Origin of the sequence: Kaistella polysaccharea (assembly GCF_020410745.1) — a bacterium.
GTDB classification, from domain to species: Bacteria; Bacteroidota; Bacteroidia; order Flavobacteriales; family Weeksellaceae; genus Kaistella; species Kaistella polysaccharea.
In genome coordinates this window covers 741,464-767,497 of sequence record NZ_CP084528.1, presented here as the reverse complement: position 1 = coordinate 767,497, position 26,034 = coordinate 741,464, and the positions used below count along the sequence as shown (strand labels likewise).

26 protein-coding genes are annotated in these 26,034 nt (G+C 35.7%); 18 read left to right on the top strand and 8 right to left on the bottom strand.

The window, feature by feature from the left end; all coding sequences use genetic code 11:
* The first annotated feature begins 9 nt into the window (after window positions 1-9).
* Window positions 10-660 carry a MarR family winged helix-turn-helix transcriptional regulator gene (locus LC814_RS03390; RefSeq protein WP_226064951.1) on the top strand — a complete coding sequence of 217 codons (651 nt, stop codon included), beginning with the start codon at window positions 10-12 and terminating at the stop codon, window positions 658-660.
* The gene (locus tag LC814_RS03385) at window positions 653-1,954 is read left to right on the top strand and encodes a cryptochrome/photolyase family protein (RefSeq protein ID WP_226064950.1); all 1,302 of its coding nucleotides are present in this window, start codon (window positions 653-655) and stop codon (window positions 1,952-1,954) included. Before LC814_RS03390 ends, LC814_RS03385 begins: the two co-directional genes overlap by 8 nt.
* Here the strand turns inward: LC814_RS03385 and LC814_RS03380 are convergent, their stop codons facing one another.
* The 5 genes from LC814_RS03380 to lysS form a co-directional block, all read right to left on the bottom strand.
* Entirely contained in the window at window positions 1,955-2,806 is an 852-nt protein-coding gene (locus LC814_RS03380) for a diacylglycerol/lipid kinase family protein (RefSeq protein WP_226064949.1), read from the bottom strand.
* A gap of 52 nt (window positions 2,807-2,858) precedes the next feature.
* Window positions 2,859-3,668 (bottom strand): PdaC/RsiV family protein, encoded by an 810-nt coding sequence (locus LC814_RS03375; protein ID WP_226064948.1) that lies wholly within the window; start codon window positions 3,666-3,668, stop codon window positions 2,859-2,861.
* Window positions 3,669-3,775: 107 nt separating this feature from the next.
* Window positions 3,776-5,710: a DNA topoisomerase (ATP-hydrolyzing) subunit B gene (gyrB, locus tag LC814_RS03370; RefSeq protein WP_226065753.1), complete on the bottom strand. Its 1,935-nt coding sequence runs from the start codon at window positions 5,708-5,710 to the stop codon at window positions 3,776-3,778.
* A 225-nt stretch (window positions 5,711-5,935) separates the two neighbouring features.
* Entirely contained in the window at window positions 5,936-6,352 is a 417-nt protein-coding gene (locus LC814_RS03365; protein WP_226064947.1) for an OsmC family protein, read from the bottom strand.
* Between the two features lie 172 nt (window positions 6,353-6,524).
* Complete coding sequence (gene lysS / locus LC814_RS03360; RefSeq protein WP_226064946.1) at window positions 6,525-8,222, bottom strand: lysine--tRNA ligase; 1,698 nt, start codon at window positions 8,220-8,222, stop codon at window positions 6,525-6,527.
* Between the two features lie 293 nt (window positions 8,223-8,515).
* On the opposite strand from lysS, the gene LC814_RS03355 reads away from it, so the two are divergent.
* The 6 genes from LC814_RS03355 (at window position 8,516) to LC814_RS03330 (ending at window position 15,738) form a co-directional block, all read left to right on the top strand.
* Window positions 8,516-8,824, top strand: coding sequence for a hypothetical protein (locus LC814_RS03355; RefSeq protein ID WP_226064945.1), 309 nt, complete (start codon window positions 8,516-8,518; stop codon window positions 8,822-8,824).
* A gap of 90 nt (window positions 8,825-8,914) precedes the next feature.
* On the top strand, window positions 8,915-9,424 hold the full coding sequence (locus LC814_RS03350) for a hypothetical protein (protein ID WP_226064944.1): 510 nt from the start codon (window positions 8,915-8,917) through the stop codon (window positions 9,422-9,424).
* Between the two features lie 47 nt (window positions 9,425-9,471).
* A complete protein-coding gene (locus tag LC814_RS03345) occupies window positions 9,472-12,642 on the top strand; it encodes an efflux RND transporter permease subunit (RefSeq protein WP_226064943.1) in 3,171 nt (1,056 codons plus the stop codon).
* A 145-nt stretch (window positions 12,643-12,787) separates the two neighbouring features.
* Window positions 12,788-14,011: a TolC family protein gene (locus LC814_RS03340; protein ID WP_226064942.1), complete on the top strand. Its 1,224-nt coding sequence runs from the start codon at window positions 12,788-12,790 to the stop codon at window positions 14,009-14,011.
* A 16-nt stretch (window positions 14,012-14,027) separates the two neighbouring features.
* The gene (locus LC814_RS03335; RefSeq protein WP_226064941.1) at window positions 14,028-14,597 is read left to right on the top strand and encodes a cytochrome b/b6 domain-containing protein; all 570 of its coding nucleotides are present in this window, start codon (window positions 14,028-14,030) and stop codon (window positions 14,595-14,597) included.
* A gap of 16 nt (window positions 14,598-14,613) precedes the next feature.
* A complete protein-coding gene (locus LC814_RS03330) occupies window positions 14,614-15,738 on the top strand; it encodes an efflux RND transporter periplasmic adaptor subunit (RefSeq protein WP_226064940.1) in 1,125 nt (374 codons plus the stop codon).
* 44 nt (window positions 15,739-15,782) lie between these two features.
* Here LC814_RS03330 and LC814_RS03325 read toward each other — a convergent pair whose 3' ends face one another.
* Window positions 15,783-15,974 (bottom strand): hypothetical protein, encoded by a 192-nt coding sequence (locus tag LC814_RS03325; RefSeq protein ID WP_226064939.1) that lies wholly within the window; start codon window positions 15,972-15,974, stop codon window positions 15,783-15,785.
* A gap of 339 nt (window positions 15,975-16,313) precedes the next feature.
* Here LC814_RS03325 and LC814_RS03320 point away from each other — a divergent pair, with 339 nt between their 5' ends.
* From LC814_RS03320 to lipB, 10 genes are all read left to right on the top strand, one after another.
* Window positions 16,314-17,732 carry an anthranilate synthase component I family protein gene (locus tag LC814_RS03320; RefSeq protein ID WP_226064938.1) on the top strand — a complete coding sequence of 473 codons (1,419 nt, stop codon included), beginning with the start codon at window positions 16,314-16,316 and terminating at the stop codon, window positions 17,730-17,732.
* Between the two features lie 12 nt (window positions 17,733-17,744).
* Window positions 17,745-18,314, top strand: coding sequence for an anthranilate synthase component II (locus LC814_RS03315; protein ID WP_226064937.1), 570 nt, complete (start codon window positions 17,745-17,747; stop codon window positions 18,312-18,314).
* Window position 18,315: 1 nt separating this feature from the next.
* Entirely contained in the window at window positions 18,316-19,302 is a 987-nt protein-coding gene (trpD, locus tag LC814_RS03310; protein ID WP_226064936.1) for an anthranilate phosphoribosyltransferase, read from the top strand.
* Window positions 19,303-19,304: 2 nt separating this feature from the next.
* Complete coding sequence (gene trpC / locus LC814_RS03305; protein WP_226064935.1) at window positions 19,305-20,084, top strand: indole-3-glycerol phosphate synthase TrpC; 780 nt, start codon at window positions 19,305-19,307, stop codon at window positions 20,082-20,084.
* A 15-nt stretch (window positions 20,085-20,099) separates the two neighbouring features.
* The gene (locus LC814_RS03300) at window positions 20,100-20,777 is read left to right on the top strand and encodes a phosphoribosylanthranilate isomerase (RefSeq protein WP_226064934.1); all 678 of its coding nucleotides are present in this window, start codon (window positions 20,100-20,102) and stop codon (window positions 20,775-20,777) included.
* Window positions 20,778-20,828: 51 nt separating this feature from the next.
* The gene (gene tnpA, locus LC814_RS03295; RefSeq protein WP_226064933.1) at window positions 20,829-21,281 is read left to right on the top strand and encodes an IS200/IS605 family transposase; all 453 of its coding nucleotides are present in this window, start codon (window positions 20,829-20,831) and stop codon (window positions 21,279-21,281) included.
* 80 nt (window positions 21,282-21,361) lie between these two features.
* Window positions 21,362-22,549, top strand: coding sequence for a tryptophan synthase subunit beta (trpB, locus tag LC814_RS03290; RefSeq protein ID WP_226064932.1), 1,188 nt, complete (start codon window positions 21,362-21,364; stop codon window positions 22,547-22,549).
* The gene (locus LC814_RS03285; protein ID WP_226064931.1) at window positions 22,546-23,073 is read left to right on the top strand and encodes a hypothetical protein; all 528 of its coding nucleotides are present in this window, start codon (window positions 22,546-22,548) and stop codon (window positions 23,071-23,073) included. The genes trpB and LC814_RS03285 overlap by 4 nt, the downstream gene beginning before the upstream one ends.
* Window position 23,074: 1 nt before the next feature.
* Entirely contained in the window at window positions 23,075-23,812 is a 738-nt protein-coding gene (trpA, locus tag LC814_RS03280) for a tryptophan synthase subunit alpha (protein ID WP_226064930.1), read from the top strand.
* Between the two features lie 297 nt (window positions 23,813-24,109).
* Window positions 24,110-24,832, top strand: a complete 723-nt coding sequence (gene lipB, locus LC814_RS03275; RefSeq protein ID WP_226064929.1) for a lipoyl(octanoyl) transferase LipB — start codon at window positions 24,110-24,112, stop codon at window positions 24,830-24,832.
* A 263-nt stretch (window positions 24,833-25,095) separates the two neighbouring features.
* Here the strand turns inward: lipB and LC814_RS03270 are convergent, their stop codons facing one another.
* Window positions 25,096-25,716 carry a peptide deformylase gene (locus LC814_RS03270; protein ID WP_226064928.1) on the bottom strand — a complete coding sequence of 207 codons (621 nt, stop codon included), beginning with the start codon at window positions 25,714-25,716 and terminating at the stop codon, window positions 25,096-25,098.
* A gap of 3 nt (window positions 25,717-25,719) precedes the next feature.
* Window positions 25,720-26,013, bottom strand: coding sequence for a putative quinol monooxygenase (locus tag LC814_RS03265; RefSeq protein WP_226064927.1), 294 nt, complete (start codon window positions 26,011-26,013; stop codon window positions 25,720-25,722).
* Between the last annotated feature and the right edge of the window lie 21 nt (window positions 26,014-26,034).

Here is a 26,034-nt window from a genome sequence, read left to right as displayed (position 1 = left end):
TTTTATTATATGGAACTTAATTTAATCATTGACATTTTATCGGAGCTTGATACTTTTCAAAAAAATCAGCCGAGTAACCAAACAAGTCTGGAGGATTTTCGACTGTATTTGAATGAGAAAGCTTACGAAAAAGAAACGCCGAGAAATCTGACAGATAAATTTGATTTGCAGGTTTTCGATCGTGAGAATGAGATTGCAAAACAGGTGATTATGCTGGGAAGATATTCCAAACATCTCATTAAAAAATCGCTGGAAAGTCATACCGATTTGGTGAACGAAGATTTTACCTACTTGTTTAGATTGATGGATTATCCGTCCCTCACGAAAATGCAGCTCATCGAGAAAAATGCGCATGAAAAACAATCGGGTATAGAAATAATTAAAAGGCTGGTACGCAATGGTTTATTAGTTGAAAGTCCAGATGAAAATGACAAGCGAAGTACAAGAATTTCGGTGACCGAAAAAGGTAAAAAGGTTTTTCAGGAGTCCATGAAAGATGTAACCATGGTTTCTAAAATAATGTGTGGGAAACTGAATGGCGAAGAAAAAGAACAGTTATTAACTTCATTGAAAAAGCTGAATACTTTTCATCACACCATCTACACCAATTTGCGAAATGAAGATCCGATAAAAATTCTGAAAATGGTTGAAAATGGCTGATAAAATTACTATTTTTTGGTTTCGGCGGGATCTCAGATTGAGTGATAATCATGGACTTTTTAGAGCTTTGGAATCGTCTAAAAATGTTCTGCCAGTTTTCATTTTTGATACTGAAATTCTTTCAAAATTAGAAAATAAAGAAGATCGGCGCGTTGATTATATCGTGCAAACTTTACAAACCTTGAATCAATTTTTAGAGAAAACGGGGAAATCAATTAAAATTCTTCACGGAAAACCAATAGATTTATTTAAAAAGTTGTCCGAAGAATATGATCATTCAGGCGTTATTTGTAACGAAGATTATGAACCTTCAGCAATTAAAAGAGATTTAGAAATTAAAGAGTTTTTAACTTCTAAAGGAATAGATTTTCAATCCTTTAAAGATCAGGTTCATTTTCACAAAGATGAAATCTTAAAATCTGACGGAACTCCATATACGATCTATACACCGTATTCGAAACAATGGCTTCAAAAATATGACATTGAAAATATCGAGCATTTTCCCAGTGAAAAACATCTTAATCGATTAATTGATGTAGAACCTCAAAATCTTTCTTTAAAACAAATTGGTTTTAAGAAAACAGGATACGAGTTTGAAATTCCTCATATTGATCCGGATATCATTAAAAATTACCATGAAACGCGAAATTTTCCGACTTTAAAAACTTCTGAAATGAGTGTTCATCTTCGTTTTGGGACAGTTAGTGTTAGAAAACTTGCTGCAGAAGGCGGGAAACTCAATCAAACTTACCTGAAAGAATTGATCTGGCGGGAATTTTTCATGCAGATTCTTTATCATTTCCCGAAAGTGGTGCATCAATCTTTTAAGAAAAAATACGACCATATTTCCTGGATTTATGATGAAAATCTCTTGAAGAAATGGCAGGAAGGAAAAACGGGATATCCGATTGTAGATGCCGGAATGCGCCAGTTAAATGAAACAGGATTTATGCACAATAGAGTTCGAATGGTTTGTGCGAGTTTTTTAACAAAACATCTCTTAATGGACTGGCGAATTGGGGAAGCTTATTTCGCGGAAAAGTTGCTTGACTATGACTTGTCTTCCAACAATGGAAACTGGCAGTGGAGTGCAGGAAGCGGTTGTGATGCGGCGCCTTATTTCCGAGTTTTTAACCCAACGGAACAGCAAAAAAAGTTTGATCCGGAGTTTATCTATATTAAAAAGTGGGTTCCTGAATTTGGTTCAAAACAATACACTGAACCCATTGTGGAGCATAAATTTGCGCGCGAACGTGCCTTGAATGCTTATAAAAAGGGTTTACAGGATGCCTGATTAAACCAGGATTTTCAAGCTGTGGGGTAAAACTTTAATTGAGACAGGCGATTTAATTCGGTTATAATCTCCGTCTAAATGCCAATCTTCCGTATTGACCGTAAATTCAATATCTGAAACTGAAAGGTAAGTGATGTATTTGTTTTCCTCTAAATTTTTCGAAAACATGTTAAAAGCGAAAATGCCGCTGTACCAAAACGGGAACTTTTTTACCAAAACTACTTCTGCCAAACCGTCTACAGTGCTTGCATGCGGCGCAATATAAGCGTTGTTACCGAATTGCCGCGTATTTGCAACGTTGATCATCAAATAGTTTCCGTTGAATTTTTGAAAGTCTGGTGACTTGAATTGAACTTCAACGGGTTTGTAGGAAAAAAATGTCTGAAGTGAAACTTTAATATAGTTCTTAAAACCACGGCTTGTTTTTTCAAAAGCTTTTGTGACTTTTCCATCGAATCCAGTTCCGGAAACATTAATTGAAAAGTACTCGTTGACCATAAAAGTATCGATTTCCCGATGCTGATTATTTTTTATTTTAGCAAGAAGATCTTTCAGATTCTTGTTGAAATTATTTTCATTCGAAAAGCCATTGCCTGAACCAGCGGGAAAAATAGCCAATACTTTATCGGTATTAATGAGTGATTTAGCTACAGAAGATATGGTGCCGTCACCGCCAACAGCTACAAAAATATCAATTTTATCAAAGTTTTCCGTGATGAATTGTTCTGTTCCTGCGACCGATTCAGAAAGGTAGAAGATCGGGTTTTCCAGATTTTTTTGAAGTGACGTGAGAAATGGTTGATAATTCTTCTGCGCCGAAAATGGATTGATAATAAAGGCAACGTTATTCATAGATGCAAAAATAGGTAAAGTGGGCGATTAAAAGCTTTTTGCTTGCGCCTGATTATTTTGCAATTCTCTTTTTAAATTCCGCATTTAAAAATGGTTTTATGTCTGACAGCGGTATTTTTATGAGGACCGGACCGGCGGCATAAGCTATAATTTCGTACTGATTGTACAGAAAAAAGAGGTTATTTTCATCAAAGTAGAAATTGGTATTTAAGGGAATTTCTTTAACCAGCAACATTTCGCTTTGTCCCTTTCCCAAATCGTTTTTCAGAAAATGATCCATTAATATTCTTCCCCAAATTTCAGCATTTTGATTTTTTAAAATATCAGAAAGTTGTAAAGTCGTATTTTTTTTAAGGTCGAAGACCTTGTATTTTTCGTAATAATAGCCATGTGCGCCGCCCGTGAATCCATCTCCGGTATATTTGATGGTGAGAAACCCGTTGGTATTTGAAAATAACTTCATGTTTGAATTATTAGTCCACGTTTGTTTAAAATCTGGATTCCATTCTTTAATTGATTCCTTCGTGTCGCGGAAAAATTTGTCTTTTTTGGCTTTTAAAGAATCGGTAATATTTTCAGCAGAGTAGGAGTTTAAATGAATATTCTCCACACTGTAAATAGAATCTAAAACTCGCTTATTGCTTAAAGATGGGAAAACAAGCATCTTTGAATGAAAGGCAGCCGTAAGATTTTCTGTTATTTTAACCGAATCTTGTACTGCAACAGAATCAATGACAAAAGATGCAATACTATCATTTAGTGGTGCAATCTCAGCATTTAAATCTGTATTGATGGTTTTTTTCTGGTTACAGCCCATCAAAAAAATGAAGGCACTGAAAGAAAAAACTATAAAATTCCTCATATATAAAAATACAAATTTTATTTTATTAAAAAGATTCGTACGTTTTTACGCTAAAAAAACTGCTCAAGAATAATCTGAGCAGTTGATATAGTGTTATACGCTTTTAATTAAACGTCAATTTTCGCGTAAATTGCATTCTTCTCAATGAATGCCCGTCTTGGCGGAACTTCATCACCCATTAGCATAGAAAATACATTGTCAGCTTCTGCTAAACTTTCGATGGTAATTTGTTTTAATGTTCTTCGTTCAGGATTCAGCGTCGTATCCCAAAGTTGTTCAGGATTCATTTCTCCCAGACCTTTGTAACGTTGAACTTCAACTCCTTTTCCGTCAGGTGACATTTCTAAAGTGATTTCTTCACGTTCCTTTTCGTTATAGGCATAAACCTTCTTATTTCCTTTTTTCAGTAAATATAAAGGAGGTTGCGCGATATAAACATATCCATTCTCAATGAGTTCTTTCATATATCTAAAGAAAAACGTCATAATTAAAGTGGCGATGTGAGCACCATCAATATCGGCATCACACATGATCACAATTTTATGATATCTTAATTTGGAAATATTTAAGGCTTTGCTGTCTTCTTCAGTTCCTACAGAAACTCCTAAAGCAGTATAAATATTTTTAATTTCTTCGTTGTCGTAAACTTTGTGAAGCATCGATTTCTCAACATTCAAAATTTTACCACGCAAAGGTAGAATCGCTTGGAAATGACGGTCACGACCTTGCTTAGCCGTTCCACCTGCCGAATCTCCCTCGACTAAAAATAGTTCAGAAATTTCTGGATCTTTAGAAGAACAGTCAGAAAGTTTTCCTGGCAGTCCACTTCCGCCCATTGGAGATTTACGTTGAACGAGTTCTCTTGCTTTTTTCGCTGCCTGTCTCGCTTTCGCTGCAAGCACTACTTTCTGTACAATAATTTTCGCTTCGTTTGGATGCTCTTCTAAGAAGTTGGTTAGCATTTCACCAACGATTTTATCAACTGCACCAGAAACTTCAGAATTTCCTAATTTCGTTTTCGTTTGACCTTCAAACTGAGGTTCCATTACTTTTACAGAAATCACCGCCGTCAATCCCTCACGGAAATCATCACCAGTAACTTCTACTTTTTCTTTTGCCGGAAGTCCCAATTCATCAGCAAATTTCTTTAACGTTCTTGTTAAAGCTCTTCTAAAACCGGCAAGGTGAGTTCCACCTTCGTGTGTGTTGATGTTATTTACGTAAGAATGAAGATTCTCATTATAAGAAGTATTATATCGCATGGCAACTTCAACCGGAATATTGTCTTTTTCACCTTCCATGAAAATCACATTATTCATAATGCTTTCACGGTTTCCGTCGATGTATTCTACAAACTCTTTCAGTCCACCTTCAGAATGGAAAACATCGCTTTTAAGACTACCATCTTCTTCAGTAACTCTTTCATCGGTTAAAGTAATTGTAATCCCTTTATTCAAATAAGAAAGTTCACGAAGTCTGCTGGCCAAAGTATCATAGTAATAAACCAATTCCTGGAAAATAGATCCATCGGGCTGAAAGAAAACTTCCGTTCCTCTTTCTGTAGTCGTTCCGATTTCTTCTACACCTGCTAACGCTTTCCCTTGGGAAAACTTCTGCTGATAAATTTTGCCATCTCTATTTACGGTTGCAATTAAGGAAACTGAAAGTGCATTCACCACCGAAACCCCAACACCATGCAATCCACCAGAAACTTTATAAGAATCTTTATCGAATTTCCCACCCGCACCAATTTTGGTCATAACCACTTCAAGCGCAGATTTTTGCTCTTTCTCATGGAAATCAACTGGAATACCCCGACCGTTATCTTTAACGCTAATGGATTCACCTTCGTGGATAACTACCGAGATCGTGTCGCAATGTCCCGCTAACGCTTCATCAATCGAGTTGTCAATCACCTCATAAACTAAATGATGCAGACCTCTTGCTCCAACATCACCGATGTACATCGATGGACGCATTCTCACGTGCTCCATTCCTTCTAACGCTTGTATACTACTGGCTGTATATTCTTTTTGGCTCATATATTTATTATTCATCAAAGCAAATTGCCTTGAATTTTAATTCCATTTTAACTAAAATTTTGCTGAGAAATAGAGCGATTATTCTCTATTTCAAAAGACCAACAAATATACTGAATTTCGCTGAAATATGAAAGTTAAAGCAGTCATAAAATTAGCACAATTATGCACAAAAAAATCCTCAGATTTTTGAGGATTAGAAAGTTATTTTTAACTTTTATTTTTTTTTTATGCTAAAGTTGCATCGACCTTAATTTCAGTATTCAGCAATTTCGAAATTGGACAGTTTTTCTCTGCATCAGCAACTAACTCATCAAACTTTTCTTTACTAATTCCGTGAACAGTTGCCATCAAAGTTAACATCGACTGCGTTATTTTTCCTTCTTTCGCATCCAGATTAATGACACATTTCGTTTCTAAGTTTTCTGCTTTAAAACCGGCTTCATCTATTTTAAAAGATAGCGCCATCGCGAAACAACCTGCATGAGCTGCAGCGACTAATTCTTCAGGATTTGTCCCAACGCCTTCTTCAAAACGAGAGCTGTAAGAATATTGGGTCTTGTTTAAGGTTGTGCTTTGAGTGGTTAAATTTCCTTTTCCGTCTTTACCTGACCCTTGCCAAATGGCTGTTGCATTTCTTTTCATAATTCTTTTTTTTAATTTTTAAATCGATTTGATCAATGCAATTTCGTCATTTTTCTTAACTAATACAAAATATTAGATAACTGGATTTTCGGAAGATTTAAACCAACTTTATTTTTGTGGGACAAAAAAAGCGAACTGTAAAGTCCGCTTCAAAAAATTTATTTTAATGGTTTTACATCAATTTCATCCAAACAACATCGTCGATTTTTTCTACTTTAACCAAATTGTATTTCGTTAAATTTTTCGTCGCTTTGTCCCATTTCTTGCCAGAAAGTTGAGATTTTACTTTCACTACTCCTAAAGTCATCGGTTCCTCTGAAGAATTCAAAATCTCCAAAACCAGTCTTTCATCTTCATCCAGTTCGAAAGTTGGCGTTGCTTTCTCCGGCTTCATTTGTGGGAAAAACAAAACTTCCTGGATCGATGGATTGTTTGTTAAATACATGATCAAACGGTCCATTCCAATTCCCAAACCTGAAGTTGGCGGCATTCCGTATTCTAAGGCTCTCAAGAAATCCTGGTCGATGAACATTGCTTCGTCATCACCTTTTTTACCTAATTCTACTTGTTTCTCAAAACGCTCTCTCTGATCGATTGGATCATTTAATTCGGAATATGCATTTGCAATTTCTTTACCGCAAACCATTAATTCAAAACGCTCTGTTAAACCTTCTTTGCTTCTGTGTTTCTTTGTTAAAGGCGACATTTCGATAGGATAGTCCGTAATGAAGGTCGGTTGAATATAATTTCCTTCACATTTCTCCCCAAAAATTTCATCAATTAATTTTCCTTTACCCATTGTTTCATCTACTTCAACACCAATTGATCTTGCAAAATCGAAGATTTCTTTTTCTGATTTTCCAGTAATGTCAAATCCAGTGAAATGTTGAATTGATTCGGTCATTGAAACTCTTGGATATGGCGCTTTCCAACTAATAGTGTGTTCACCGAAAGTTGAATCCGTTGTTCCATTCACTTGAATTGCAGAAAATTCCAACAATTTTTCTGTGAAATCCATCATCCAGTTGTAATCTTTATAAGCAACGTAAATTTCCATCGCCGTAAATTCTGGATTATGAGTTCGGTCCATTCCTTCATTTCTAAAGTTTTTGGAGAATTCATAAACACCGTCAAATCCACCAACGATCAATCTTTTTAGATAGAGTTCGTTCGCAATTCTTAAATATAAGGGAATGTCTAAAGCGTTATGATGCGTGATAAAAGGTTTTGCCGCAGCACCACCTGGAATCGCCTGTAAAATTGGAGTTTCAACTTCAAAATAGCCAGCATTATTAAAGTAAGTTCGCATCGCATTGAACAATTTTGTTCTTTTAATGAAAACTTCTTTTACTTGCGGATTTACGATTAAATCAACATAACGTTGTCTGTATCGAAGTTCAGGATCATTGAAGGCATCATAAGTCACTCCATTTTCATCTGTTCTTGGTTGTGGAAGTGGACGTAAAGATTTTGTTAAAATTTTAAAATCCGTCACCTTCACGGTCATTTCGCCAACTTGCGTATTGAACAGTTCACCTTCAATTCCGATGATATCACCGATATCTAAAAGGTGTTTGTAAACGTCATTGTAAAGCGTTTTATCTTCACCAGTACAAATTTCATCTCTGTTAAAATAAACCTGAATTTTACCTTCAGAATCCTGAAGTTCCGCGAAACTCGCTTTACCCTGAATTCTGCGGCTCATCAAACGACCTGCAATAGTCACTTTCTTACCTTCAACAAAATCTTCTTTAATGGTTTTGGTCGTCTCTGTAATTTTATATTCTTCGGCTGGAAAAGCGTTAATGCCCATTTTTTCAAGGGTTTGTAACTTTTCTCTCCGGATAATTTCCTGTTCTGATAACTGCATTTTTATTGCTTTTTTAAGAGTGCAAATTTAGTAAATTTTTAGGGAAGATAATAGCGCGGAAATTACTACTTGCATTCATTTAAATCATCATGTACTTTCATTTATAAAGTGATTTTTTATTTAAAGATTTTCAAGCAAAAAAGCATGATATTTATTTGGATTGATTCCAAATCTGCAATATATTATATTCTATCTGCTATTTTCCGTAAATTTGTAGTGTGAAAAAGTGGTTTATTTATTTCCTGTTGTTTACTTATCTTACTTCGTTTAGTGAGGTCAGACAATTTGTGAAAATGCCGAGATTGATTGAGCATTATATTTCGCACAAAATAGCCAATCACGATTTGTCAATTTATGACTTCTTTAAAATACATTATATTGATGAGCAGATTCTAGACAGCGATTATAAGCAGGATATGAAACTGCCCTTTAAAACACATGACTTTTCCAGTTCGACCATTACCCTAAACATTCCGCCGGAAAAAGCAACAATCAATTTGCAACGTCATTTGGTGTTTGTTGATGATTCCAACAATTTTTCTTACTCCGAAAAATACTATCCCTCCGTTTTTCAAAAAATCTGGGAACCTCCTCAAATTTAATTTAGAAATTCTTAAGAACATAATCATGTCAAATCTTGCGATTCTGACTGATATTATCCTAAACAAAAGTTAAATTTTAAATTAAAAAAAATGGACGAATTACATATGCATCTGGTCGTAAATCATTTGCCAATTATATTTCCTGTCGTAGGAATAATTATACTACTTATCGGAATTTTCAGTAAATCCGAAGTTACCAAACGAAACGCTTATATCATTTTCATTCTCGGAGCCATTACTTCAATGGTTGCCATGGGGACAGGTGAAGGTGCCGAAGATTCTGCGACAAAAATTGCAGGTCTTTCTGAGAATCTCATAAAAAAACATGAAGAAGTCTCTGAAATATTTGCAGCCCTAACGTATGTTTTAGGAGCAATTTCTTTGGTTGCACTCATTGCGAGTTTCAGAAATTCAGTCATTTCTAAATATGCGCCATTTCTTGTCGGAATCTTTGCGATAGTCAGTCTTTTCTTTGCTCAAAAAGTAGGAACAACCGGTGGTGAAATCCGTCATACCGAAATCAGAACGGGCCAGGACTTTGACTATCGAAATTATAAGGGCAATGGTCCAAGTTCCAAAAGTGACGAACATGATGATTAACAATGTTGTCAGCGTATCATGCGCTGGCAACTTTTTAAAGAAAAAATATGCTTAATAAAATAATAGAATTTTCCATAAAAAATAAACTGATCATCATTTTGATGACGCTTGGTTTAATTATTTATGGATTGTTTGAACTCAGAAACCTTCCTATTGATGCGGTTCCTGATATTACGGATAATCAGGTTCAAATTATCACCGTTTCCCCAAGTTTGGGTGCGCCCGATATCGAACGGTTTATCACCTTCCCTTTAGAACAGATTAATTATAATATACAGGGAATCAAGGAAATGCGAAGTTTTTCGCGCTTTGGTTTATCGGTGATTACCATTGTATTTAAAGACGATATCGATTTAATGGTTGCTCGACAACAAGTTGCAGAACGGCTTCAGCAAGTTTCGAAAGATATTCCTGTAAGTTTAGGAGTTCCGCAAATGGCCCCAATTTCCACGGGTTTAGGGGAAATTTACCAATATGTTGTCCGTCCGAAAAAAGGTTACGAACATCGCTATAATCCGATGGAATTAAGAACCATTCAGGATTGGATAGTACGCCGACAATTACTCGGAACGCCTGGCGTTGCTGATGTTGCCAGTTTTGGTGGTTATTTGAAACAATATGAAGTTGCCGTAAATCCAGCCATTTTAAAATCGATGGGCGTTACGATTTCCGAAGTTTTTGATGCTTTGCAAAAAAACAATCAAAATACCGGTGGCGCTTACATTGAAAAAGGCCCCAGCGTTTTGTTCATCAGAACGGAAGGTTTGATGAATCAAATTCCGGACATTGAAAATACGGTCGTAAAAAATTTGGCTGATGGAACGCCAATTCTCATTAAAAATATTGGGAAAGTTCAATACGGAAAAGCCATCCGTTACGGTGCGATGACTTATAACGGCGACGGCGAAGTTGCAGGTGCCGTTGTCATGATGATGAAAGGAGCGAACTCCAATGAAGTCATCAAAGACGTAAAGACCAGAATTGAAGAAATTCAAAAAACACTGCCGGAAGGAGTGAAAATTGATGCGTTTCTGGATAGAACAAAAATGGTGAATAACGCCATCAGTACGGTAAGTAAAAACTTATTAGAAGGAGCTTTAATCGTCATATTCGTCTTGGTTTTGTTTCTTGGAAATATGCGTGCTGGATTAATCGTCGCTTCGGTAATTCCATTAGCAATGCTTTTTGCCATTATCATGATGAATATTTTCGGTGTTTCCGGAAACTTAATGAGTTTAGGAGCGCTGGATTTTGGTTTGATTGTCGATGGAGCAGTGATTATTGTCGAAGCGATTCTGCATCGGTTCAAGCATTTAACCAAGTTTCAGGACAAAAAAATTTCTCAGGAATTTATGGATCGTGAAGTGTATACTTCTTCCAGTACCATGATGAATTCAGCAGTTTTCGGTCAAATTATTATCCTAATTGTATACCTGCCAATTTTAACGTTACAAGGAATTGAAGGAAAGATGTTCAAACCGATGGCGCAAACAGTAATCTTCGCCTTACTTGGTGCTTTCATCCTTTCTCTGACGTACATTCCAATGATGAGTTCTTTGTTTTTATCTAAAAAGATAGATTTAAAGAAAAACTTTTCAGATAAAATGATGGCAAAGTTTGAAGCCTTTTACCATCGAACTTTAAATTTTATTTTGAAGATTCCTAATTTGGTTTTCTTCAGTGTTGTCGGATTGTTTTTTATCTCTTTGTTTGTGATGTCGAGATTGGGTGGCGAATTTATTCCCTCACTTCCAGAAGGAGATTTCGCGGTTGACACCAGAGTTTTACCGGGAAGTAACCTTAAAACATCTACTGATGCAGTCCAGAAATCTTCCAGAATATTAATGAAGAAATTCCCGGAGATTGAAAAGATTGTTGGGAAAACCGGAAGTAGTGAAATCCCAACCGATCCAATGCCAATCGATGCAAGTGACATGATGATCATTCTGAAACCAAGGAAAGAATGGACGTCCGCTAAAACTTATGATGACCTCTCAGAAAAAATGTCTGCAGAATTGAAGAAAAATCTGGTCGGGGTAACGTACTCCTTCCAATATCCGGTCGCAATGCGTTTTAACGAATTGATGACGGGAGCAAGACAAGATGTTGTTTGTAAAATTTACGGTGAAGATCTCGATACTTTAAAAGTGTATGCCGAAAAATTAGGGGAAATTTCGAAGAAAATTGATGGAGCGCAAAACATTTACGTGGAACCGATTTCCGGAATGCCACAAATTGTGATTTCTTACAAAAGAGAAGCGCTTTCGCAGTTTGGATTGAACGTTGAAGATGTCAACAACATCGTCAACACTGCATTTGCCGGACAATCAACCGGTTCGGTATTCGAAGGCGAAAAGAAATTCGATCTGGTCGTTCGTTTAGATGGCGAGCAAAGAAAGAATGTCGATGACGTCAACAATCTTTTAATTTCTACACCTTTAGGAACTGAAATTCCGTTGAGCACAGTTGCTTCGGTTGAACTCAAAGAGAGCGTCAATCAAATCCAAAGGGAAAATGCACAACGCAGAATTATCGTCGGCTTCAATGTCAGAAACCGCGATATTCAGTCGACCGTAGAAGATTTACAGAAAGTGGTTGAAAAAGATTTCAAACTTCCACCCGGATATTCCATTTCTTACGGAGGAACTTTTGAGAACCTTCAACACGCAAAATCCCGTTTGATGATCGCCGTTCCCATAAGTTTACTGCTGATTTTACTGATGCTTTATTTTGCCTTTAATTCCGTGAAATATGGCTTGCTCATTTTCTCCGCAATTCCACTTTCTATGATTGGCGGAATTATGTCGCTCTGGATCCGCGGAATGAATTTTAGTATTTCCGCCGGCGTCGGTTTTATCGCACTTTTCGGAGTAGCCGTACTCAATGGAATCGTTTTAATCGCAGAATTTAACCGCCAGAAAATGCATCATTCCGATTTAAAAGACGTCGTAAAAATCGGTGGAAGAACCAGATTACGTCCGGTTTTAATGACCGCTTTGGTGGCATCACTCGGCTTTTTACCAATGGCCTTAAGTCAAGGCGAAGGCGCAGAAGTTCAACGACCTTTAGCAACAGTCGTCATCGGCGGATTGCTCTTGGCCACGTTCCTCACGCTTTATTTGTTGCCCCTAATTTACATTTGGTTCGAGGAACATTTCCCGGACCGACGTAAAAAAATTGTAGAAATAAGTGCCGAAGAAGATGGTTATGATGAATAAAATAATTATTTGGGCAGACAATTCCGCCTTCCGCGCTCAAAACGAGGAACGAGTTTCGACGATTCAAATAAAAATATAAAAACTAGAGTCAAGTCGGGCTGCAGATTTTTGCTAAAATCAAGTGACCTTAATTAAATTTAAAAAGATGAAACAACTTATAAAAATAATAATCACATTTTCAGTTTTGATTACAATTCAACTGAAAGCACAAACGCCGATTTCCCTGGAATCGGCCTACGAAAAAGCCTTTAAAAATAATCTGAATTTAAAAAACGGACAACTTCGAATTGATTACCAAGACAAGATTAAAAAATCTCACGCCGTAATCGATCCACTGAATGTTTCCGGAGAAATCGGGCAATTTGTTTCCGCTTACACGGACACTAAATTTTCAGTCAATCAAACTTTCAGATTACCTGGTTTTTACAACAGTCAGAAACAGGTTTTAATGGAAGAATGGAAAAACTCCATGCTGAATTTAGATCTTCAAAAATGGCAACTAAAACGGGAGATCGCTTTGATTTACAATGAACTCAATTATCAGACTGAAAAAGAAAAACTGCTGTTAAGAGCCGATTCCATTTATACCAATTATTACAAACGCGCCGAACTTCGATTGAAAAAAGGAGAAAGTAATATTCTGGAAAAAACCACGGCAGAAAATTACAGAAGTCAGGCGGAAATTCAATTGGCAAATCTGAAGAAAGACCGTGAAGTTTCCCTTTATCAGTTCAATTATCTGATTAATGATGAAACAATGTATTCAAACGAAAATTCAAATTTCTATGAAATGAATGGTCCGACTCAAGATCTAAATTATGCTGGAAATCCCATCGTGTTGAAACAATTGGAACAGCAGAAAGCGATAGAACTTGCTAAACTAAATGCAGAGAAATCCAAACTTCTGCCGACGTTTAATATTGGGTATAATAATTCCAGCATGTACGGAACTGGCGCAGATGACCAATTTTATGAAAGATCTGCACGTTTTCATTCCGGAATGATTGGCGTTGGAATTCCACTTTTTAATGGAGCGCAGAAATCTTTAATTGAAGGTCAGAAAATCAATCAGTTAATTGCAGAAAACAATTACGAACTCGGTTCCAGAAATTTAAAAAATCAATACGCAACACTTTTCGGTGAATATGAAAAACTAAAAAGTGAAACTGAATACTACAAATCCAAAGGTTTAAAAAATGCAGAAACCATTATGAAAACTGCAAACCGATTGTATTATGAAGGTGAAATCAACTATCTGGAATGGTCCATTTTAATTAACCAAAGTTTAGACATTCAAAACAAACTCATCGACACTCAAAAACTGCTGAATGAGAAAACAATTCAACTCAATAATTTAACGCAACAATAATTTAATATTTATCAAAATGAAAACATATACCGTTCTACATCGCTTATTACACTGGATTTTTGCACTAGGAATGTTGGTTTTATTTACCACCGGATTTCTACGAATTGTCTGGATGAGCAAAACTGTCATTTCTGAGGCAATGAATAAAAACCCTCAAATTCAAAATCTTAATTTGGATAAGCAAAGTCTTCGAACCATCGTTCATTCTGTGCAAGATCCAATGTTTGAGTGGCATGTTTACGCTGCTTATGTAATCACCATCGCCTTTATTATAAGAATCGCTTACATGATAGTCAAAGGAATAAAATTTCCAAATCCTTTTTCGAAATTAACTTCAACTAAGGAAAAATTACAAGGTTTAACTTATCTTGGATTTTATGTTTTGGTTGCTGTACAAATAATGACCGGCAGTATTCTAAAATTTGAAATCGGTTCAGAATCTCTTAGTAATTTAGCAGAAACAACTCACAAACTTGCAGTTTACTGGATGCCGATTTTTGTCATTTTACACTTTGCGGGAGTTGCGATTTCCGAAAATACAAATCGAAAAGGAATCACTTCAAAAATGATCGGTGGTGAATCTTAACAACAAAATTTTTAAAATGAGAAAAGTACTTATAATATTATTAAGCCTCATGATTTTTTCCTGTTCCAAAGAAGAAGTGGTTCAGGAAGAAATAGGCACCGTCGTTGGAGATCAGGTTTCTTTGACGGATTTACAAATCAAAAATTCGGGCATTGAAACCAGCACTTTAAATAACCTCGATATCGCGCATAAAATTATGCTCACCGGGCAAATCGATGTTCCACCACAAGGAATGGCGAGTGTTTCCGCGCCAAGCGGAGGTTACGTGCGAGTTTCGAGATTTATGCCGGGAAATTATGTTTCTAAAGGACAGACTTTAGCAACTTTAGAAAATCCAGAATTGGTGCAGTTGCAGCAGGATTATCTCTTGGCAAAATCTAATCTTCAATACGCACAACAGGATTATTCACGCCAAAAAGATTTGAACGAGAACAAAGCCAGTTCCGATAAGGTGACGCAAAAGGCCTTTAATGAAAGCCAGAATCAAAATATAATGATGAAAGGAATGGCGCAGAAATTAAGTGCAATGGGAATTAATCCTGGCTCTTTAAATGCCAATAATATCCGCCGATCCTTTGCCGTAACTTCTCCGATTTCCGGCTATATTTCTACGGTTAATGTCAATATCGGACAATACGTTTCTCCAATGGATAAAATGTTCGATATCGTCAATACAGGTGATTTACATTTGGCTTTAAAGGTTTTTGAAAAGGATTTAGGTAAAATTAAAGTAGGTCAGAAAGTGTATGGTTTTACCAATCAAAATCCTACAAAAAAATATGAAGCCCGCGTTTTTATTATCGGAAAAGATTTCTCCGCTGACCGAAGTGTTTTGATTCATTGTCATTTTGTCGATAACAGTTTGCAATTACTTCCGGGAACTTTTATGAATGCAGAAATGGAAGCCGATTCTGAAGAAGGCATTGTAATTCCCGATGACGCCATCGTAACATGGGAGGAAAAACAATATATTTTTGAAGAAGTTAAGCCCAAAACCTATAAGATGTTTCCAGTAGAAATCGGAAATGCTGAAAATGGTTTTACCGAACTTTTAAATTTTAAAGAAGATAATAAAGACAAGAAATTTGTGACTAAAGGCGCTTATCAATTATTAATGGCGCTGAAAAATGTAGAAGAATAGATGAAAAAAATTAGCAGTCTCAAAAGGACTGCTAATTATTTTGATTAGGGTTTGATCAGGGTAGAATCCGCAGCCATCGGCTCTATCACTGCTGCTGAATCAGGAGTCGGCAGGGCTTCTACGGTTGGAGTTTCTGGTTTGCTTAACATGGTGTTCGTTTCTGCTGCTGTTTCTTTTTTAATACAACTTGTCATCAATAAGCCACCAATAAATGCAATTGCTAAGAATTTTTTCATAATAATTTATTTATACAAACATCTTCATTTTTTCTCAAACTATCAAATCTCAAAATTTTTAAAAAAAGTTTGCAGATAAAAAAAACATTTATATATTTGCCTCAATGAAACTCGGAGGTAATCTTTTTGTAAAAGAAAAACTACTTCAATAAGCATTACATTCGAACTTTAAGAAAAATATTTTTTTTCAAATGAAAACAATCACAAACAATACTTGGTGGCATCATTCAAACTCCTTTAGGGTCTGAAGCAAATCTTGTATTCTGTTTGTAAAAACATATAAAAGACTTTGACGGGCTACGTTAAAGTCTTTTTTTTATCTAAATTTTAAAAAATATCATGGAATTTAATCAAACTATAAACATAAAAACCACCATCAAATCGGTGATGAGCGATCTTTTCACGCCGGTCGGGATTTACCTTCGACTTCGTGATAAATTTCGGGATACCATTTTGCTGGAAAGTGCCGGAAATCAAAATACCGATAACAACTTTTCGTTTATCGCCATCAATGCGGTTGCCGGAATTGAGATCCGAAATTTTGAGGAAGCAGAAGTTAAATTTCCTCTTGGCAATCCACAAAAGATTGCTTTAGAAAAAGAAAAATTAAGTGAACTGCTCAATGATTTCACCAAATGTTTTGTTTGTGAAGAACCTTCCAAAGAAATTGGTAAATCTGCACAAGGATTTTTTGGATATACGAGTTACGACGCGATTCCATTTTTTGAAAATATTCAGTTTAAAGAACTTTCAGAGGAAAATAAAATTCCATTATTGCGTTATCGTCTGTATCAATATGTGATTGCGATTAACCATTACAACGATGAGATGTTCATTATTGAAAATAAAATCGATGGGCTAAAATCAAATACTATCGAAATCGAAAATTTGATCAATCAGAAAAACGCTCCCATTTTTCCCTTTAAAATTACCGATTATGAAACTTCAAATCTAGAAGATGAGGAATATCGCCAATTAGTAGAAACCGCAAAAAAGCACTGTTTCCGTGGTGATGTTTTTCAACTGGTTTTGAGCAGAAGATTCGAACAGAAATTTAATGGAGATGAATTCAATGTTTACCGTGCTTTACGACATATTAATCCTTCGCCTTATTTATTTTATTTCGATTACGGCGATTATAAATTGATGGGTTCCAGTCCGGAAAGTCAATTGATAATTAAAGACGGAAAAGCCATTATTCATCCAATTGCCGGTACTTTTAAAAGAACTGGTGAAGTTCAGAAAGATTTAGAAGCCGCCGAAGAATTAAAGAAAGATGCGAAGGAAAATGCAGAACACACGATGCTGGTTGATTTAGCGCGAAATGATTTAAGCATTTGCGGAAAAAATACAACCGTGACAAAGTTGAAAGAAGTTCAGTTTTTTTCTCACGTGATTCATTTGGTAAGTGAAGTTACCGCAGATGTTGAAGAAAATCAAAATCCTTACGAAATGATCGCCACAACTTTTCCGCAGGGAACTTTGAGTGGTGCACCAAAATATAAAGCGATGGAATTGATCGATTCTTATGAGAAAACTTCTCGCTCGTTTTATGGAGGTTGTATCGGTTTTGTCGGTTTCGATGGAAGTTGTAATCAAGCCATTATGATCCGAACTTTTTTAAGTAAAAATAACACGCTTTATTATCAAGCCGGCGCTGGAATCGTAGCGAAATCCGCGGCTGAAAATGAGTTGCAGGAAGTGAATAATAAACTGAATGCGCTGAAAATGGCCATTAAAAAAGCAACCTCAATTTAAGAAAATACAATTATGAAAATATTAGTCTTCGATAATTACGACAGTTTTACGTATAATTTAGTTCAAATGATTGAGCAAATTAGTGGTGAGAAAGTAGATGTATTCCGAAATGATCAAATTACTTTGGAGCACATTGAAAGGTATGATAAGATCGTACTTTCTCCCGGACCTGGAATTCCAAGTGAAGCCGGAATTTTAATTGAACTGATAAAAAAATATGCACCAACGAAATCGATATTGGGAGTTTGTCTTGGTCAGCAGGCGATTGCGGAAGCATTCGGTGGAAGTCTGATTAATCTTACAGAGATCTATCACGGTGTTGCAACGAATGCTCAAACCATCAAAAAAGATGCTCGACTTTTAAGGGATTTGCCCGAAAATTTAGAAGTAGGAAGATATCACAGTTGGGCCGTAAATCCTGAAGATTTCCCCGAAGAACTGGAAATTACTGCAGTTGATGAGAACGGAATGATAATGTCTTTGCAACATAAAAAGTACGATGTTCAGGCAGTTCAATATCATCCGGAAAGTATCTTAACACCATCCGGAAAAAGGATTATCCAAAATTTTTTACAGAATTAAAATGAAAGAGATATTACAATATTTATTCGACCACCAAACTTTGAGCAAAGCCCAGGCGAAATCAATCCTCCTGGAAATTTCAAAGAATATTTTCAACGAAATTGAAGTCACTTCTTTCGTTACGGTGTTTTTGATGCGAAGTATTACGTTGGCAGAATTGGAAGGTTTTACTGAAGCCTTACAGCAACTCGCGCCGAAAATTGATTTGGGAACTGATGATTTGGTAGACATTGTTGGAACCGGTGGCGATGGCAAAAACACATTCAATATTTCAACTTTAGCGAGTTTGGTCGTTGCCGGAACCGGACAAAAAGTTGCCAAGCACGGAAATTATGCGGCCTCAACAATCAGCGGAGCGTCCAACGTTTTGGAAACTCTGGGTTACCAATTTAAAGAAACAGAAGCCGATTTGAAAAACGATTTAGAAAAAGGAAATTTCTGTTATCTACACGCACCGATTTTTCACACTTCTTTGAAATCAATTGCACCGATGCGTAAAAATTTAGGTTTAAAAACTTTTTTCAATATGTTGGGGCCGTTGATCAATCCAGCTCAGCCAAAATATACCATGATCGGTGTGGCGAATTTGGAAATTGCACGGATTTACCAATATTTATTGCAGAAGAAAAATACTGATTTTTTACTTGTCAATGCTTTAGATGGTTACGACGAAATCAGTTTGACGAGCGATACGAAAATTATTGATAAATATGGCGAGAAGATTTATTCAGCCGAAGACTTGCAATTTAAGAATATCGAAGCAGAAACTATTTTCGGCGGAAATAGTGTTGAAGAAGCCGCAGAGATTTTTAAAACGATATTAGAGGGAAAAGGAACGTACGAACAAAACGCCGTTGTTTTAGCAAATGCAGCGATGGCTTTGAAGAATACCGAAAAATACGGCGATTACGAAAATTGCTTAATGATGGCGAAGGAAAGTTTGATGGAAGGAAAAGCCTTGAATTGTCTAAATGTTTTAATTGATTAGAAATGAATATTCTCGATAAAATTATTGAACAGAAAAAGCAGGAAGTTGCTGAAGCGAAAAAGAAAGTTGCTTTAACGCAATTAAAAGATGCAGCACTTTTTGACCGAAAAAATTTTTCTTTAAAAGAATCAGTGAAATCGGGTAGTGGAATCATTTCTGAATTTAAAAGACAATCGCCCAGTAAAGGAGTTATTAATGATAAAGCAGATGTTTTAGAAGTTGTAAAATCATATCAAAAATTTGGAGCAAGTGGAATTTCAATCCTGACTGATTCAGAATTTTTTGGAGGAAAATTAGAAGATATTTTGAAAGTACGAAGTGAAATTTCGATTCCTGTTTTACGAAAAGATTTCATGATTGATGAATACCAGTTTTACGAAGCAAAAGCGAATGGAGCAGATGTAATTTTATTAATTGCTTTGTGTCTTTCTCCAAACCAAGTTCAGGAGTTTACACAATTATCTCACGAATTAGGATTAGAAGTTTTGTTAGAAATTCATACAGAAGAAGAATTAAAGCACTTCAATAAAAACATTGATCTGGTCGGAATTAATAATAGAAACCTCAAAGATTTCAAAGTTGATTTGCAACATTCAGTCAATCTGAAAAACCTTTTACCAAAAGAAATTCTGGCAGTTGCCGAAAGTGGAATTTATTCTATAGAAGATTTTAAATTTTTAAAAGAAAAAGGATTTGATGGATTTTTAATGGGCGAATATTTTATGCGAAATGAAAATCCTGGAGTTGCTTTTGAAGAGTTCATTAAAGATGTTAGAAACTAGATTTTAGAAAATAGAATGAATCAACAACTGGCAACTAATAACCGACAACCAAAACTTAAAGTGTGCGGTTTAACAAAACTAGATCAAATTGAAGAATTAGTTTCTTTGAAGGCGGATTTTTTAGGCTTTATCTTTTATGAGAAATCTCCCAGATATGTTTTGGATTCTTTAGATTTAGAAGAAATAAAAGCAATCAAACATTCCGGAAAGGTTGGAGTTTTTGTTAATGAAAGTCTAGAACAAATTATAGAAATATCTGAAAAAGCCGGACTCAATTTTATACAACTTCACGGTGATGAAAGCGACGAATTTATTTCGGAAGTGAGAGAACAATTAAATCCTGAAATTAAAATCATCAAAGTCTTTAGAATAGGAACAGAATTAGAAAATTTAAAATTTAAAATTCAAAATTTAAAATCAGAAGTCGATTATTTTCTTTTCGATACCGATTCAAAAGCTTTTGGTGGAACAGGAAAATCATTCGACTGGCAAGTTTTAAATGAATTAGAAATCACCAAACCGTACTTTTTAAGTGGTGGAATTTCAGAAGAGAATATTGAAAATATCAATTTATTAAAGCAGAAACCTTTTGCTTTAGATATCAATTCAAAATTTGAAATAGAACCTGGAAATAAAAATATTGCAAAAATTGTTAATTTTAAAAATACATTAAGTCGCGAAGCGATGCTTTAATAAAGAATAGGATGAAATCCTATTAATGATGAAATTAAAAAAAACACAACCATGCCACAATCATTAGTCAAAAATTACATCCATATCGTTTTCAGTACAAAACACAGAAATGATTTTATCGATGAAGAAATAAAAGATGAGTTATTTAGGTACGTCGCAAGCATTTGCAAGGACTTTGAAAGTACAGCAATCCAAATTGGAGGAACAGATAATCATATCCATATTTTATGTTTGCTTTCAAGAAAAATTGCTTTAATGAAATTGGTACAGGAAGTTAAGGCACATTCCTCCAAATGGATAAAAACAAAAGGAAGTAAATATGAAGATTTCTTTTGGCAAGATGGTTATGGTGGATTTTCTGTGTGTAGGAGCAATCTGGAAATTGTTAAGAACTACATTGTGAATCAGAGAAAACATCATGAGGAATTAGATTTCAAGAATGAATTTGTAGAAATGTTAATTGAAAATAAGATGGAATATGATGAAAAATATCTTTGGGACTAATTTGAAATTTATGAATAGGATTTCATCCTATCCTTCGTTAAATCGCCATTTCGTGGCTTTATAAAAAGAAAAATACAAAAATGAAAACATATAGAAACCCAGATGAAAATGGTTATTACGGCGAATTTGGTGGCGCCTTTGTGCCGGAAATGTTATATCCAAATGTAGAGGAACTTCAACATAATTACTTAGAAATAATTAATTCGGAGGAATTTCAGGAAGAATACCAAGACTTGTTGAAAAATTACGTTGGTCGTGCTACTCCGTTATATTTTGCAAAGAATTTGAGCGAAAAATATCAGACGCAAGTTTATCTGAAAAGAGAAGATTTAAACCATACTGGTGCGCATAAAATTAACAATGCTTTGGGGCAAGCCTTACTGGCAAAAAAATTAGGGAAACACCGAATTATTGCAGAAACTGGCGCTGGACAACACGGCGTTGCAACTGCGACTGCCTGTGCATTACTTGGTTTAGAATGTATTATTTACATGGGAGAAGTTGACATTGCTCGGCAAGCACCAAATGTTGGTAGAATGAAAATGTTGGGTGCAACGGTTATTCCTGCGACCTCTGGATCTAAAACCTTGAAAGATGCTGTAAATGAAGCGTTGAGAGATTGGATTAATAATGCCACCACAACGCATTATATTATTGGAAGTGTGGTTGGTCCGCATCCTTTCCCGGATTTGGTAGCAAGGTTTCAAAGTGTGATTTCGGAAGAAATAAAATGGCAGTTAAAGGAAAAGATCGGACGGGAAAATCCTGATGTTGTAATCGCTTGTGTTGGAGGCGGAAGTAATGCTGCGGGAACTTTTTACCATTTTGTTGATGAACCGAGTGTGAAAATTATTGCGGCCGAAGCGGGTGGTTTTGGGATTCATTCGGGCAAATCTGCAGCGACTACTTTTTTGGGAACTCTAGGAGTTTTGCACGGTAGTAAAAGTTTGGTCATGCAAACTGAAGACGGACAAGTCATCGAACCACATTCGATTTCTGCTGGACTGGATTATCCTGGAATTGGACCTTTTCACGCAAATTTAGCCACCGGAAAAAGAGCAGAATTTTTCAGTATTACTGATGATGAAGCTTTGAAGTCTGCTTTTGAACTGACGCAGATTGAAGGAATTATTCCGGCCTTGGAATCTGCGCATGCTTTGGCAGTTTTGGAAAAGAAAAGTTTTGGAAAAGATGAAGTTGTCGTGATTTGTTTGAGTGGACGGGGAGATAAGGATATGGAAACTTACCTGACACGTTTAGACCTATGATTACTAAAAAGGAGTTCTTTAATCTATTTGAATGGTCCTGTGTACTTTATGTTGCAGGAATCATGGTTATCTTTGGATTAGGTAAATATTGGCAATTCCATGGGTTTGATAATGATCAGTTTGCTGGGATGAAAATTATGTGGAATTTTTATTCCTACTCGAAGCCGTACGTTATTATTTTAGGAATATTTGAAGTAGTGGGAGCAATATTGTTGCTTATTCCCAAGACAAGAATTGTTGGGTGTTTGCTGATTTCTTCAATACTGATTAATGTTATTTTACAAGATTACTTTTATGAAATCCCAGCACTTTTCAGTGCAATTACGTTACAACTTTTGGTTTTTTTTATTTTGTGGTTGAATCGCATCCCGTTTTTGGAAGGCTTAAAAAAAATAAGTAATATTCAAAAGAACATCAATCCAAATCACTTGTTAAAACACATCTTTTATGTTTTACTGATGAGTATTTTACTTTTTATTTTTCTCTACTATTTAATTTTATTTGTTAACAGATTTACGTTATAATATGAAAAAAAAACTCAATATATATTTCACAGCGGGAATTCCCCAATTGAAAGACACGACTGAAATTTTAAAATTAATCCAAAATTCCGGAGCAGATTATATCGAAATCGGAATGCCGTATTCAGATCCGGTTGCAGATGGACCCGTGATTCAGAAAGCACATGAAATCGCGTTGAAAAATGGAATGACCATCGCGGAACTTTTTGGTCAATTAAAAACAGTAAAATCAGAAATGAATATTCCGATTATTTTGATGGGATATATTAATCCGGTTTTAAGTTTTGGATTTGAAGAATTTTGTAAAGAATGTAAAGAGTCTGGAGTTTCTGGCTTGATTATTCCCGATTTACCGCCCGTGGAATTTGAGAAAAACTACAGATCGATTTTAGAAAAAAACAATCTGAATTTTATCTTTTTGGTGACGCCAGAAACTTCTGATGAAAGAATTAAATATTTGGATTCTTTAAGTTCCGGATTTTTATACGCGGTCTCAAGTTCTTCCACGACAGGAAATGAGGCAAAAGAAATCAACAATGAACAATATCTGAATCGACTGGCGAATTTAGGTTTGAAAAATCCGGTGATGATTGGGTTTGGAATTAAAAATAAATCTGATTTTGATAAGGTTACCGAAAAAGCAGATGGCGGAATTATCGGGACAGCTTTCGTGAATATTTTGCTGAATAATGATGACTGGACAAAAAAAGGAGAAGATTTTATTCGTAGCATAATAAATTAATTTTATAAATTTGAGACCATAAATTTTTAAACCACAAAAGACACAAAAGACACAAAAGATAAATGCAATTAAGAGGATTTTCGAAAGAAAACAAAAAATTTAAAGGACTTTTCACTAATCTTTAATCGTAAAACTAAACGTGAAAAGAGGCGGAGTCTCGCAATAGGGATAGAAGTGGAAATCCCGGAGTAGAGGCGCGAGCGAAGCGAGCGTCGAAACGAGGAATTGCAACGGATAGCCCGACCCAAGCGGCTGGATAAGCATCGGAGAGGGGATTGTCCTAAAAAGTAAAATAAAATGACAAGCACACAGAATAGAACTTTGCAGTTTCAGGAATTAGGGTTGATGGACTATGAACCGGCTTTTGAATTTCAGGAGAAATTGATGAAGGAAATCATCGATTTGAAACTGGAGAATCGCAACCGAACTGACGATGAACAGGTAGAAACGCCGAATTATTTATTGTTTGTGGAGCATCCGCATGTTTACACGATTGGGAAATCTGGGGACGAACATAATATGCTGGCGAATGCGAAAAAGTTGGAGGAAATTAATGCGACTTATGTAAAGACGAATCGCGGCGGAGATATTACGTATCACGGTTTCGGGCAGATTGTGGGGTATCCGATTTTGGATTTGGATAATTTTAAGTCCGATATTTTTCTGTATATGCGGAATTTGGAAGAAGTGATTATTCGAGCGATTGCTGAATATGGTTTGACTGGCGAAAGAAGTGAAGGCGAAACCGGCGTCTGGCTGGATGTTGGAAAACCTTATGCGCGAAAAATTTGTGCGATGGGTGTGAAGACCTCAAAGTGGGTGACGATGCACGGTTTGGCTTTGAATGTAAATACCGATTTGCGTTATTTCGAATATATTATTGCGTGTGGAATTAAAGATAAAGGCGTGACTTCTTTGCAAAGAGAATTGGAAAGAGAGTTCTCGGAAGAAGAAATGGCTGAAGTCAAAGAGAAAATTAAAAAACATTTCTGTGACGTTTTTGAAGCGCAGATTGTTTAATAAAACACGCTTTGATTTTTTTGCCACGAATGCACGAATTTCTTTTTTAATAAAGGCGGCTTAATTTTTACAAAAAATTTATAACGTTTTTATTCTCGCAGATTTGACTCCGTCGAACTTACTTTTCACGGATTTAATAGAATAGAAAATCACCCGATTAAAGGTGATTTTTTTTATTTGTAAAATTGAACTGAATAAAGCAGTTTACAGAAAATGCTTTTAAGCGTTTCTGTGTAAATCCGTGAAATCTGTGCACTAAAAAATCACTTCACTTCCTTATAGAACTCAACTTTTTCATAAGTCTTCATTTTCTGATTTTCTATTTTATCAGATATTAAAATCCCGGAAAGATGATCGATTTCGTGCTGCAGAATAACCGCAGTAAAACCTTCCACAATTTCAGTGTGTTTCTTTCCATTTAAATCAAAATGTTCCAACTGAATGACTTGACTTCTGTAAAAATAATCTCTGAAAACTTCGATGGATAAATCGCCTTCTGGACCAAAATTCAAAACTTCTGAACGCCAAAGAATTTTGGGATTGATAAAATATTCCAACGGTTTACCGTCTTTATCAAACCGTTTTGCCCAAATGATATTCCGGTTGATCCCAACTTGGGGTGCTGCGATTCCGACACCGCTTCCTGTAGAAAGAAGGGCAAGTTTCATTCGGTTGACCAAAATCTTGGTGTATTGATCTTTTGGATTCGCGTCCATGGAATGATCGAGTAAAACTCGATGCTGCAAAGAATCTGACGTTTGAAAAATAACCAGTGCAGAATCGATATTCCCTTCCGTAATGCGTGAAATTTCTTGCTTTGTATATTTCTGAGAAAAGGCACAAACAGAAAATAAGACGAAGAATAATAATGAAACCTTCTTCATGATTTAGAAAGTTTTGTATCCTTTATATACTTGTGCTGATTTCTCCAACATCGACGCCGATTGATTTCTGAAATTCATCAAATGATCTGTACCATTGTGTTGATGATGATGTTCTTCACTTTCCCAAAGTTCCACAATAAAGAAAACGCCTTTGTTCGTATTGTCTTCGATCAAGTCATACTGTAAACAACCTTCTTCTTTTCGGGTTTCAAAAACTAATTTTTTCAGTAATTCCAAAGCGTCCATCAGATCATTTTCTTTGAATTGGAATAAGGCTACAATATGCAGGTTTTTCATTAAGATAAATATTTAGACAAA